The organism is Bacillus sp. CH140a_4T, from assembly GCF_008923725.1.
Taxonomy (GTDB): Bacteria; Bacillota; Bacilli; order Bacillales; family Bacillaceae_G; genus Bacillus_A.
On sequence record NZ_WBPF01000005.1, the window covers coordinates 522,594 to 535,859 of the forward strand.

12 protein-coding genes and 1 pseudogene are annotated in these 13,266 nt (G+C 32.0%); 2 read left to right on the forward strand and 11 right to left on the reverse strand.

Translation table 11 applies throughout. The features are described 5' to 3' along the window. Positions 1 to 215: 215 nt before the first annotated feature. The 5 genes and pseudogenes from F8162_RS03720 to F8162_RS03740 form a co-directional block, all read right to left on the reverse strand. A pseudogene (locus F8162_RS03720) lies at positions 216 to 585 on the reverse strand (MarR family winged helix-turn-helix transcriptional regulator). 469 nt (positions 586 to 1,054) lie between these two features. After that, the gene (locus F8162_RS03725) at positions 1,055 to 2,005 is read right to left on the reverse strand and encodes a magnesium transporter CorA family protein (protein ID WP_151634853.1); all 951 of its coding nucleotides are present in this window, start codon (positions 2,003 to 2,005) and stop codon (positions 1,055 to 1,057) included. Between the two features lie 305 nt (positions 2,006 to 2,310). Then, positions 2,311 to 3,336: a ParM/StbA family protein gene (locus tag F8162_RS03730; protein ID WP_151634851.1), complete on the reverse strand. Its 1,026-nt coding sequence runs from the start codon at positions 3,334 to 3,336 to the stop codon at positions 2,311 to 2,313. Between the two features lie 35 nt (positions 3,337 to 3,371). Next, entirely contained in the window at positions 3,372 to 3,713 is a 342-nt protein-coding gene (locus F8162_RS03735; protein ID WP_151634849.1) for a peptidase U61, read from the reverse strand. An 85-nt stretch (positions 3,714 to 3,798) separates the two neighbouring features. Then, positions 3,799 to 4,185 carry a general stress protein gene (locus F8162_RS03740; RefSeq protein ID WP_151634847.1) on the reverse strand — a complete coding sequence of 129 codons (387 nt, stop codon included), beginning with the start codon at positions 4,183 to 4,185 and terminating at the stop codon, positions 3,799 to 3,801. Positions 4,186 to 4,803: 618 nt separating this feature from the next. On the opposite strand from F8162_RS03740, the gene F8162_RS03750 reads away from it, so the two are divergent. Continuing rightward, complete coding sequence (locus F8162_RS03750; RefSeq protein WP_151634845.1) at positions 4,804 to 5,169, forward strand: YxeA family protein; 366 nt, start codon at positions 4,804 to 4,806, stop codon at positions 5,167 to 5,169. Positions 5,170 to 5,271: 102 nt separating this feature from the next. On the opposite strand, the gene F8162_RS03755 is transcribed toward F8162_RS03750, so the two are convergent. Continuing rightward, positions 5,272 to 5,982, reverse strand: coding sequence for an alpha/beta hydrolase (locus tag F8162_RS03755; RefSeq protein WP_151634843.1), 711 nt, complete (start codon positions 5,980 to 5,982; stop codon positions 5,272 to 5,274). A 263-nt stretch (positions 5,983 to 6,245) separates the two neighbouring features. Beyond that, on the reverse strand, positions 6,246 to 7,700 hold the full coding sequence (locus tag F8162_RS03760; protein WP_151634841.1) for a DHA2 family efflux MFS transporter permease subunit: 1,455 nt from the start codon (positions 7,698 to 7,700) through the stop codon (positions 6,246 to 6,248). A gap of 173 nt (positions 7,701 to 7,873) precedes the next feature. Between F8162_RS03760 and F8162_RS03765 the strand changes: the two genes are divergently transcribed. After that, the gene (locus tag F8162_RS03765; RefSeq protein ID WP_151634839.1) at positions 7,874 to 8,422 is read left to right on the forward strand and encodes a TetR/AcrR family transcriptional regulator; all 549 of its coding nucleotides are present in this window, start codon (positions 7,874 to 7,876) and stop codon (positions 8,420 to 8,422) included. A gap of 190 nt (positions 8,423 to 8,612) precedes the next feature. On the opposite strand, the gene F8162_RS03770 is transcribed toward F8162_RS03765, so the two are convergent. From F8162_RS03770 to F8162_RS03785, 4 genes are all read right to left on the reverse strand, one after another. Further along, positions 8,613 to 9,407: a polysaccharide deacetylase family protein gene (locus tag F8162_RS03770; RefSeq protein WP_151634837.1), complete on the reverse strand. Its 795-nt coding sequence runs from the start codon at positions 9,405 to 9,407 to the stop codon at positions 8,613 to 8,615. A gap of 338 nt (positions 9,408 to 9,745) precedes the next feature. Then, positions 9,746 to 10,429 (reverse strand): N-acetylmuramoyl-L-alanine amidase family protein, encoded by a 684-nt coding sequence (locus F8162_RS03775; protein WP_151634835.1) that lies wholly within the window; start codon positions 10,427 to 10,429, stop codon positions 9,746 to 9,748. Positions 10,430 to 10,555: 126 nt separating this feature from the next. Next, positions 10,556 to 12,340, reverse strand: a complete 1,785-nt coding sequence (locus tag F8162_RS03780) for a sensor histidine kinase (protein ID WP_151634833.1) — start codon at positions 12,338 to 12,340, stop codon at positions 10,556 to 10,558. Continuing rightward, positions 12,337 to 13,023: a response regulator transcription factor gene (locus F8162_RS03785; protein ID WP_151634831.1), complete on the reverse strand. Its 687-nt coding sequence runs from the start codon at positions 13,021 to 13,023 to the stop codon at positions 12,337 to 12,339. The genes F8162_RS03780 and F8162_RS03785 overlap by 4 nt, the downstream gene beginning before the upstream one ends. Positions 13,024 to 13,266 lie beyond the last annotated feature (243 nt).

Sequence of the window (13,266 nt, forward strand, 5' to 3'; positions counted from 1 at the left end):
TCCGCTTTATGAAAGATTTATAATGAAAAGGACAATATGTATACGTTATACATAACAACTGTCTTTCCTACTATATCAATTGCAATTACATAATTTCTTTATTTTGTATTACAACAAATTTACTACAATTTATTAATTTTTCCTCCTATTTATTTAATTTATATTTAATTTATATTTAATTAGGATATTACTAAACAGAAATAATCTCTAAAAACTTACAATTTCTGTGCGTAATATCCTAACTTTTTCAACTGTTTAATTATCATTTTTTCTCAATATAGTCCAAACTACCAAATATTTGCCGAATCCCCTCTTTATGCTGAGGAAAAATAGTATCCACCAATTCAATACCTTCTGAAGTAATTGACGCATACGTGATACTACTACTTGCAAGTAATATTTTGTCTCCAATTTTTTTATAGGCTGATTGGCTTTACTGGATAGTAGCTCAAGCACTGCAAATTCAGTTGGATTAAGTTCATAACTTTTTATATCCCTTTCAATACGTTTAGTGATTGACTGTAATTCCCTTGATAATATAACAAATAACTTTAAAGATAGGCTCTCATCGTTAATCACGATCACAATTACCAACCCTTTACAAATTATCTTGAATTCGAGATTCATTATATTATCGTCAAAATATTATGTCAATCATTCATTTTAGCTTTATCAAGCCACTTATAATTTATTTCTCAACATAAGACATATGGAATTAGAAGAAAACAATTGTTACTATATAAGTACCTCAATTACGTTATTTCTTTTAAAGAGAGCTTGTTTTCTAACGCAAGTTCTCTTTTGTCATATTCTAGATTCACTCCGGACAAATTTCAGATGATGAGTCTGCCCATGTATATGATATAGTTTTTAAACAAAGATTAGAGCTCTCTTACAAGAAGGAGAGCTCTAATCTTTCATATAAATATTCACCATTTTTATCATTGCGGGGACATCAAAGCTTTAACTTGATAGGGATATGGCACTACCCCTATTAATAAATATTACTAACCATATTTCTAGTTAATATCTATCATATTTTTTAAAAACAGGACTAATTAGATTTAAAAAAAGATTTCTTTTTCTTTACTCGTAATAAATCACCTGTCCACCCTTTGAATCGCATATACATATACATCCCCCCTGTTGTGAAAATAATAAATAAGAGAGCGATTAAATAGCTATATTTCCATTCTAATTCAGGCATATATTTAAAATTCATACCCCACAATGCTCCTAAAGCTGTCAACGGCGTACTCACAGCAGTTAATACAGTAAGAGCTTTCATAATTTCATTCCCACGATGTGAAGAAACAACTTCTTGTAAATGAATCATCGTGTCTAATTCTTCTTGGTACTCTTTAACAAGTTGTAATCCACGCTCTAATTTCAAGTGTGTTTGTTTATAACAAACAGTTTTTGTTATATTTTCTAACCAAGCTTCCTCCAGGCCTTGTAACACTTCTTGTATTAAGCGAAACACATGTGTGTTCATAAATAATTCATGACGAATATGATAAATTCTTTCTAAAACTGCTATGTTATTATGATGATAAAAATCCCATAATACATTTCTAAAATGGTTTTCAAAATAGTCAACCTCTCGCAAATAGTGAGATATAAACATTGATAAGATGGCACATAATCCTTCAGCGGAACTATTACAATTTTTTGTACCCATAGGGACATTATGTATTAACTTTTGGAAATCCTCTTCCTCTTTTTCCTGGACCGTTATCAGTGTTCCATGAGCTACGAAATAATGAAGAAATTTTTGAATTTTGGCGTCCTTTTTATCTTGATCATATAAAAACGAACCATATACACAAGTTTGACTTGGTGATAACGTATAAACATATAATCCATTTTCACAAGGAGAACTTATTTTCTTTACAAATTGAGAGAAATAAGATATTACATCACGAGGGATTATAGAAGAAAGTTTTTCAAGCTCACTAGTTTTCACATGATACCAATTCCATTTCGGCATTTTTGTGCATTCCATATTATTCTTCCTTTCTGAATAGTTTTATGTTTGATCGAATAATATCCGTAATATGAAATTTGTATGTAGGTATTCATGTCTTCGAGGAAAAGTTTTTAGATCATCTAAATTACAAAATAAATGGCATAGGAGATCTTCTTCTGTTACAAGGAAGACCCCCTATATATTAGTTGTTTTTATTCTCAATTTTAAAAATTTCCTCTATACAAGCACTTTTTATCTTTTCTTATAAAGAATTTATTATATGTGGAAAAAAAGCCACATAATTTGGCACTTCTATTCAACGAAATCCATTTCGGTCGTTATTATAATTTGGATTCATATGCAGATTGATTGGTGATGTCGTCAAATACTTGACTTCCAATCATATAGTATCCATGAAGTGCAGCCTCTTTCGAAGCGTCTACCATACGGAAAGAAGAAATTTCACCTTGCATTTTTTCAATTCGTTTTTTGTGGATATCTACTATTCCTCCTGTCCAAATAATAGTGTCATACTGGTCTAACTTAAATTGTTCTTGTAATACACGCATAACGTCTTGGAAGTGTGTATCCAACTCTTTTTGAATCAAAGTATCAACCTGACTTGTCTGAGGATTTTCTTCTCGACCTCCATATCCTTTTTCTAATATTTTTGGCATGTCGTTAATATGCAATTGATTACTTTCACCCGCATGATTCTGCAGGATATTCTTAATATTTTTCAACGGCTTGCTACATCCTAGTTCTGTCTCATAATGATTTAAAATGACATTCTGTTTCATATCTGTCATTTCTAATGTACGAAATCCACCATCAATAATTAAGATACGATCTCGTTCCTGAATGATTCCCTCTTTTAAGAAATAGGCATGTAAAGCGACCGGTTGCTGAAGAATCAAAACATTTTCCACCGTAATATTAATAAATTTCCCATCAATTTGCACGGAAGTTTCTTTTTTTAATATATTTTGTAATTGCTCATGCTGACTACCAAAACAAGTAACGGGAAGCCCGGTAACAACTAAAGGTAACACGACATTTTCTTTATAATCCTTTGCAATGCAACCAAATATTTGTTGTTTAAATCGTTCGCTTTCATAATAATTTTCTATTTCTTCGTCAAATGGAGGAAGAAATGAAGCTTCAGATTGATGTGCTTCATTTCCCATGTAGTATGCAAAGTCTAAGTCTATAAAACTTACCTTTGTTAAATCTTCACTTTCAGCATGATTAGGTACAGGGGCTAATGTGGAAGCTTCACTCTTAATCGTCATCTCAGAATCTACATCCTGTCGATATGCCCGCTTAGTAAAGCCAATTCCTACATCAATTGCATACAGAGATTTCATACTTTTTTCCTCACTTTCTCTTTTTAGAATTAAATCTAAGCACTCTCTTCTTTCCCTTCTTTCATATATTTCTTTTCGTCTTTTTTCTTTTTGTTATTTTCGTTTTCTGTTAAGTCTTTAATAGTAGAAATGACAACCGGTGTGGCTGTAAGCAATTGTGGTAATGTTTGTTTTGCAACATTAGCTGCATTTACAGAGAATTGTTTACTTGTCTCAGTTACCCTCTCTAATGTTTCCTTTATGTTTCCTTCTTGTAGTTTGTCTTTTACGCTTTTTCCTGTTGTTTGTATAGCTTTCCGATTTTCTTTTTTTAATAAAGAGACCATGACTCCGGTCGTAATTCCAATCACAGCATATTTAAATATTGTATGTTTCATTTTTCTCACCCTTCTCTACTTTTATTTTCTTCCATGCTACAACCTAAAATACTTAACTTACCTATTTATCAGATGTTGCAATCTATTAAAGAGAATGATAGTTTTGCAGCTGCCTATCACTCACCGTTGTTGTTTCAGCTGTTACTAGAAGTAAAATTCTCCCTTGATCTAGTTTTTCTTCATATAAATTAGCTTCCTCCTTCGACAACCCCATTTCCTCCATTTGATTTCGGAGTTCGTCCCCTTTTTTGGAGAAAAAGTTGATAATACTTGTTCCTAATCCTTGTTCTTTTACTCCAATCGTATTTGTGTTTGTATCATCCGCAATCTTTTTTGTTAGATGCTTTTCATGTGTTAAGACGTAAATGTCATCTTGGCGAATCCCTTGTAATTCTAGCTCTTTTACTTTCATAACTACTTCCTGTCCATTTTCATATTCATGAACCACCGGTTTTCTTTCATTCTTATTCATTGTATTTTTCCTCCTTTAGATTTTTTATTTTTTTATTTAGTTGTTATGTAATATGTAATACACCTATTTTAAAGATGTTAAACCTAAATTTTCAAAAAACTTCATACAATAGGTTATTAATGTTTTTGAATATCAAAGAAATGTCACGAGCACTTTGCTTTGATAACAGTGTTACAAATAACAATTTGTTTTGAAGACAAGCCTCTTTTTTATCATTGGATTTTCCAATGACATAGAAGCACAGCGCTGCATTACATGTAACTGCCCCATGGGATTCTCTATTCTAAAAGAAAAAAGCACCCGATTAGATGCCTTCTTTAATTGTTCTCACTATAATTTATTTAGATACTCCTCTTATTACTGTAAGATACATTTATTCTAGTTCCTAAATCTCACTTATTTCTTAATTCACTCATACCAATATAAAACCAAATAACCTACCATCAAAAAATAAAGAAAACAGGTTATTTGGCTATTCATTCCGTAGGCTTAATACTCAAGTTAATCTTTTTTCACACGGTTAAACTTTATTAAGAAAACCTTAAGGAATTTCCCTCTATATTTATAAGAAATTTTTTCTATACTGAAAAATGTAAATACATAAGAGGAGAAACAATCATGAAGAAATTCGTACTTTGCATAATAGGAATAAGCCTTCCTATATACTTACTACCTTTCATATTACGCGGGGATTTGGACAGATTTAATCCGATTGCTGAAGAAAAAACTGTATACGCCATTGCGAAGGGATACGGCGTTCCAGATTATCATCATAAAGGAAGAGCTATGTACTCACTAAAAGGTGTTGATGAAGCAAGAAATGAGAACCAATATACAGTAGGAACGAATACTCCTAATGATTTCATAAGAAAAACATACTTAAAAATTCACGTGAAAGGAAAGTATGTGTATTCTTACGATGTTATTTCTGAAAAAGATATTCCGGAGAAAATAAGAGGACAATTGAAGATAGAAGATAAATAAAAGAGCCTACTCGTATGAGCTGGCTCTTGAGTGCCTCTCCCACCTATCATTAGGCTATCTTAAGGAAGAAGCATTTTTTTGATAAATTTATTAAATTCTTTATCATTGTTTTAATAACCATTGTTCAATTACTTTCACTGTTTCATCTCGTTGTGATTTTGACGTAATTAAGCTTGCATTATCACCTTTTTGCTCACCATACATGCCGAAATGAGCATGGTTTCCGCCTTTTATCATGTGCATAGTAGTATTCTTTGACATTAACTTTTTATTGTTCTCTATTTTTTCTACAGTTGCTAAAGCATCTACTTCCCCATAAATTGATAACATCGGAATCGATTTCGTAGAGAAATCATCTGCAGGATACGAACCTAGGAAAATGATCCCGTCTACCTTGTCTTCATTCTGAAAGGCATACTTAGAAATCATAGCTCCGCCCATCGAATGTCCAGCAACGTACCATTTTTGAACTTCAGGATACTGTTCAATTACACTGTCTACCGCATTGATTCCAAGTATCGCTAAGTTTAATGGTAACTTAGGCATCACTACAAAATGCCCATCTTTTGCAAGAGCTTCTCCTAAGTAACTATAAGCCTCAGCTTCTACTTTAGCTCCTTGATAAAAAATAACACCTACCTTAGCATCTTTCTCTCCAAATACTATATTATCTTCACCCATTTTATCATCTACTAGCGACAACGCCTCTTTCGTTGGTTTATAAGTAAACTGAGACCAAACAAAAAAACTAATACTTCCCATAAGTAAAATACCTACTAAAGAGTACAGCGCAATCTTCATCCACTTCTTCACATATATGCCCTCCCTAAGATGTGTATATTCTATACTTTAAATTATTATGAATATACTTGTCGAATAATCTGTTATTGCTATTCAAAAAAATGAGGTTAAGACAAATAATAAAAGCTCTACATCCATAATCAATCTTTCCATTTCTGTAGGACAAGATAAAGTTAAGTTCATAAACAAATAAAAAGAAAAAACAAGCGACCTCAATGTTAGATCACATGCTTTTTCTTTCATCTTATACTTTCTAAATAAATCTATGAACGATTCTAATTACTTGCTTCACTTTCAAATTTTTGAGTTGCCACTTTTTTAGGCATGAAACATGCAAAGATTAATGCTACGAAAGACAAGAATAACATAAATAGATAGGCATCACTTGCGCCGAAAATAGATGATAATTTCGCTAGTTGAATAGCTGCAATGTTTCCATTTTCCGAAGATAACTCGGAAGCATGTGCAGTTACTTGAGCCGTATATACAGTAATAACAACCGCTGTTCCAATTGCACCTGCTAATTGACGAATCGTATTATTTACCGCTGAACCATGTGAACCTAATTCTCTAGGTAAAGCATTTAGTCCTGCTGTATTTAAAGGCATCGAAATGAAACTTAACCCAATTCGTAAAATAATAGTACGTACCATTAAATATATATACGTTGTGGATTCAGTTAAATCAATTACACCCCACATTGAAATAATGATAAATATTAACCCTGTAATAAAGAGTGGTTTTGCACCATATTTATCATACATTTTACCTGTAATAGGTGATAAGAATGCATTAATAACAGCCCCAGGTAATAGAAGTAAACCTGATTCAAATGCGGTAAAGCCTCGGCCGTTTTGTAAGTATATCGGTAAAAGAATTAAATCAGCATACATAATCATCGTGATGAGTACATTTATCACGGATGTAAGAGTAAAAATTTTATACTTAAATACAGATAAATTTAATAGTGGATCAGTAGATTTTATTTGACGTAAGCAAAATAGCGTTGTAACAATTATCCCAGTAATAATTGTTGTAATAACAATCGGATGATCCCATCCCTTACTTCCTGCACTACTGAATCCAAATAAAACACAACCAAAACCAATCGTTGATAAAATGGCACTTACAATATCCAAACTTGCTTTTGTCGTATCTGCAACGTTCATTAAATATTTCAGCGCAAGAATAATGACGATTAATACAAATGGAGCTAATCCAATAAATAACCATCTCCATGATACATATTCAATGATAAAACCAGATAATGTTGGAGCGATGGCTGGCGCAAAAATAATGGCAAAGCCGATGATTCCCATAATACTCCCGCGCTTTTCACTAGGGTATAAATATAAAATAACTGTCATCATGAGCGGCATAATAATTCCTGCCCCAATTGCTTGAATCATTCTTCCTGTTAATAACATGCTAAAATTTATAGCACCGGCACACAGTAATGTTCCAATGAATAAAAAGAACATTGAGCTAGTAAACAATTGCCTCGTTGTAAAACGTTTCATTAAAAACGCCGTAATTGGTACTAACACACCGTTTACGAGCATAAAACCTGTTGATAACCATTGTACAGTTGCAGCCGTAACATCAAATACCTCCATTAAGTTACTCATCGCTACATTTAGTAACGTCTGATTTAATGTTGATAAAAAACAGCCAGCAATTAGTACAATTAATAAAACTTTTTTATTTTTTTCTGTTATTCCCTTCTCCATTTCTAAACTCCCTTTTTCTATAGTTGCATTATTGACACAGTGTCGATAAAATTCATAGTAACAAAGATACATATTCCTGACCATAAACAATTTTGTTGAAAATGTTCATTAATCGACATTGAAAATATGCTATGTCGAGAAAGTCAAAGAAAAATCTATAAAGGAGTTTCAAAATGTCTACATCAAAAAAAGAGGACCCTCGTACACTTCGTTCAAGAGAAATGTTCAAAAATGCCGTCTATTCCCTATTACAAGAGGAATCCACTATTTCAAATTTAACAGTCCAGAAAATAGCAAACAAAGCTAGATTAAATCGGACAACATTTTACTTACACTACCAAGATATTCAGGATTTACTCATGCAACTCACTGATGAAATTTTAAACGAACTTTCTAATAAAATTACCGCTTTAATACACGTAAGCAATTTATCAGAAAAACAACAGCTAACACAATTGCTTGATTATTTATATATTCATCGAAATTATTTATCTATTTTATTTAATATGAATCATTTTGAGGAACAATTATTTCTATTAATAAAGAAATTAGTAGAAACGCGCAGAAATAATAGTGAGACAGAGCTACCCGAAGATTATGTTGCCATTGAGATTAAAACCGCTTCATTGGTAGGAATCATCATGTGGTGGATAAGAAATGGACTTCATTTTAGTTCAGATTATATTACAAACCAAATTTATTTCATGTACAGAGGACAATGAGGTTAGAGCATGTAAGTCCTATTTCGCTATGTAGAAAAATGCGAATTTCATACGCTAAGAGAATTTGAATATAAAAAATACCCCGATTGTTAGAATGTGCTTAACAATCGGGGTACACTTCATGGAAATCGACTTTGTCTTAGTTATTGTTTTAGTAATACAAACATCTTTTAAGATAACTATGTTTATACTATAGACGTTGATCTTTCTGGAAGTTTAAACGAAAATGATCCTCATCATTATATACCCCAAATTCATACCCTTGCTCTTTATAAAATTTAATAATTTCAGGAAGAGCTTGTAATGTTTGCGCCTTTTCATGCATTAAAACAACTTCTACTTCTTCTGTTGTTTGTTTCTTTACATTTTCAATAATCTGAGTTGGATTATCTTTTAATTTCCAATCATTTGAGTCTATTGTCCAATCCCAAACTTTTATTGCTGCTTCTACAATTTGATTACGAATTTCCTCACCCTTTAATCCTGGTGCAGATCCATATGGCGGTCGAACTAGTTTAGGAGTTGTACCCGTAATATTATGGATAAGAGCTAACGTTTCTTTCATCTCCGGTACAAATTGTCCTTTTTTGTATAGCTTATCACTATTATGTGTCATGCTATGTGCACCAATATAATGCCCTTCTTTTACTGCTCGTTTTACGTTTTCCTGAAAATCTGTATTTTGTAGATTACTACCTTGCATAAAAAATGTCGAGGCAACATTTTGCTCTTTTAGTACATCTAAAAATTTCCCAGTTAATTCGCTAGGACCGTCATCGAATGTTAAATAAACAACCTTTCCTACCGGTTTTCCATCAGGTCTTTTCTGTTTTGCTGGTGGTGTTTCCTTTTTCTTTTCTTCTCGTTGCGTATTAACTTGTTTACTATTTTCATTAGCTACTCCCTTCGCTGGAGTAGAGTTCCAATTTCCAATTAAGAAGAATGTGAAAAAGGTCGTCGCTAAAACAACTCCTAGAGATATGATTGCCTTCGTTACTACACTTGTTTTTTCTTACTTTGCGATTCTTTCATTATTTTTCGATCCTTTCCCTATTCATTTTCATATTCATTATTTAAAAGGCTGAGCCTTTATTCGACTGAATCATTCGTTTCAACCGGTATTTACAATAAATAGATTAATAGAGCCGGATAAAGATAAAATGCAGATAATGTCGAAATCAGTTAAAGAATAGCGTATTGCATCCACTCTTTAGAAAAATATTTGTTTCTAATTTGAAAACTGGATATACACCAAAAATAAAAAATACTACTCTTCCTAATTAAGATTTAGAAAGAATAGTATTTTTCTATTTGCCTATTTTATTACATCGTAAAATAATTAATAATGCCATCCACAATACCTTTTTGCGATTTTGCTTGGAATTCTTCTGAATTCATTCTTTTTTCATCACTCGCATTAGAGGTAAACCCTAATTCAATTAAGATAGCCGGAGAAGGATTTTCTCGTAAGACAAGAAAATCACTGCCATGAACACCTCGATCTCGGCTGTCTATATTTTGATCAAAAATAGCTTTTTGTACGATCTTAGCTAATTTTTTATCTTTCCTTTTATTAGATCCATAATGAGTTGTTATTCCTTTTACATTTGTATCCTCAAAAGCATCATGATGAATGCTAATATAAAGATCCGCCGTATGTTCTTTCACTACTTTGACACGTGCTTGCAATTCTTCCTTTTGTTTTGTTTCTGAAAGTAAACTCGCATCTTTTTCACGCGTCAATATAACTTTTGCATCCGTTCTTTCTTCTAATTCTTTCTTTATATTTTGTGCTACTTTTAAATTAAGCTCTTTTTCAATCGTTCCAAATTTCTTTCCTTTCGTCCCTCTATCTCCTCCACCGTGCCCTGGATCAATTACAATTGTTTTTCCTCTTAATCGTAAATCCTCTGTTGATATATTTTTGTACCCCTTAGCATGTATGAAACTAACGCCTGTACCCAGTATTAATATAATAAACAAAAGCAATATCGCTCTTTTTTTCATTTTAACAATCTCCTTATCAACTTTTCATTCCGTCTCTAATGAAAATAGTAATGAATGCTGATAAAGATAAAATGCAGATAATGTCGATTTTAATTAAAAATGACCAAAACGTGTAGAACGAAAATTCTACACGTTTTTATTTAAATAGAAGAAAAATAATACTCCATCTTCTGTATTCGAAACACCATATTCCGTGCCATGTAGCTCTAAAATATTCTTTGAAATAGCAAGGCCCAATCCTGTTCCACCTTTTGAACGTTGACGAGACGTATCTCCTCGATAAAAACGATCCCATATTTTTTCTAAATGTTCTGGCGCGATATGAGCCCCTTTATTTTCCACACAAACTTTTACACGTTCATTCTCTTCTATTGTAGAAATAATAATATTCTCCTGTTCTGGTGTGTAACGAATCGCATTCGTAATAAAGTTCGTTATAACTTGTTCTATGCGATGCTGGTTTGCAACAACTTCAATTTTAGAAAGTTCTTTATAAACATGTAATTGCTTAGCTGTTATATCAGAGGTTAATTGCTCACATATATAATCAATCATCTCATCAATATGGAAAACATCCATTTCCATTTTATACGTACCAGATTCGAATTTCGCTAACTCCAGCATATCAATAATGAGCATATCCATTTTATCTACTTCTTTTGACATTGCTTTAAAGTAATACTCCTTTTTATTACTAGCAACCCCATCCTCCAAAATTGAAATACAGCTCTTCATAATACTTAAAGGTGTTTTTAACTCATGTGAAACACCCGCGATAAATTCTTTACGTGTATTTTCTAATTGCTTTTCTTTCTCTATATCTTGCTGCAATTGATGAATATACGAATGCAAAGCTGTAGAAAGTGTATTAATATTTTGTGATAAATCACCTATTTCATCCTTTGTAGTAATAGGGATCGTCTCTGAGAAATCTAAACCCGCAATTTTTTTGGTAGTATCATTTATTTGTAATAATGGCTTGGCGATTTTTTTTGAGTAATAGAACGATATTAAAACAATTAAAATCAGTACAAAGAGAATTAAATATACATAATAATCCTTAATCATTTGTACCGCTTCATCAACTGGTTGCAATGATGTCATAGCAAATATATAGTTTGTCTTACCATTTGCATCTTTTGTTGGCTTGATTAAAAGTTTATATTTAATATCATTTTCTTCGTAATCCATTATTTCTGTAGAAGTAACATCATTCGATTTTTGATTCAATAATAAATCAACCTGAAATTGTTTTATTCTATCTATAAGCACACGATTTCCATATATAAAGGTAGTTCCTACAGTCTCCTCCGGTAATTGCACGTTCTGAATGCTTCCTGTTAAATATAATTGTGAACTTTCTTTTGAAGATGCGCCTTTTGGCCCATACAATCTTTCTGACAGTTGCTTGTTCTCCAGCCCAACATTCTTCTCTTTTATTGTTAACATCGCAGGGACTACTATATCCCCCTTCTGTACTCCATCGATAATAATATGACTCCCTTGTTCTAAACTATATTTCATCCTTGGTATATCTTCTAAATTGATAAAACTATACAACGGTATGTGAATTGAACGTTCAGAAAACCTCTTATTTTCGTTAGGGTCTAATTGAATTTCTATAGAAAAATCATTTGCATATTTTATATTACCTACACTATCTAACGTTGTAATCCATGTCGCATTCTCTTGATAGAAATTTTGTTCCAATTCTTGAATTGCTTTCGCATCATCTCCAGCTTTTACATATGCTTTTTCAAAGGATTGAATATTTGCTTTAATATCATTAACTTTTCGATTTGCGTAGTATTGCTTAAAAAATATAGTTTGTCCAATAAAAATAGTTACTAAAATAAGTGTGCATAATGCTGTTGTTAAAATAAATAACTTTAATACAATTCCTTTTTTCATACCTGTTCCTCAAATTTATACCCAGCTCGCACAACAGTTACAATACAAGCTGCTTTTTCTCCTAATTTATGACGCAAATTACGAATATGACTGTTAATAGTACGATCATCACCAGCGAATTCATAACCCCAAATTTTATTGATTAGTTGTTCTCTCGTAATCACAATCCCTTGATTTTGCATTAAATACGTTAATATTTCAAATTCTGTATGCGTCATACTTATGTCTTCCCCATCTACAGTTACTGTACGAGAAGGGAAATGTACATGGATACCACTACTCGTTAATGTGTCTTCATTTGATACATTAACAGTGGAAGAATATCGGCTTGCCATTAACCGTTTTGCTCTTGCTAGTAAAATAGGAGGACTATATGGCTTTGTAACATAATCATCTGCTCCTAGTTCAAATTCAAGTAAAGTATCATCCTCATCCACCCGAGCCGTTAACATAATAATAGGTACATTAGATTTCTTCCGAATTCGCCGACAAACCGCCCAACCATCTAATTCTGGTAACATAATGTCTAAAATAATTAAATGCACCTCATGTTCTTCAAATATAGATAATGCTTCTTTCCCATCAATCGCCTCTAAGACGTCATACCCTTCGTTTAGTAGGTAATCCTTCATAATTTCACGTAAAATATCTTCATCTTCTACGATTAAAATTGTTCTTTGCATCTTTTATCTTCTCCACGATTCATTTTATTGTTAGGAAGAAATAGTTCATTTTATATGTTAACCAATTAGAAATCTTTCACTATTTCCGTCACTACTACATATAACATAGTTATATCAAGATAATAGCATAACGGTATAAAGATAAAATGCAGAGATAGCTTTACTATTGAAATGCTATTATAATTTTGTAATTGGAATGAATTTGAATCACATAAAGAAACAGAAAAAATAATATTATTTGGA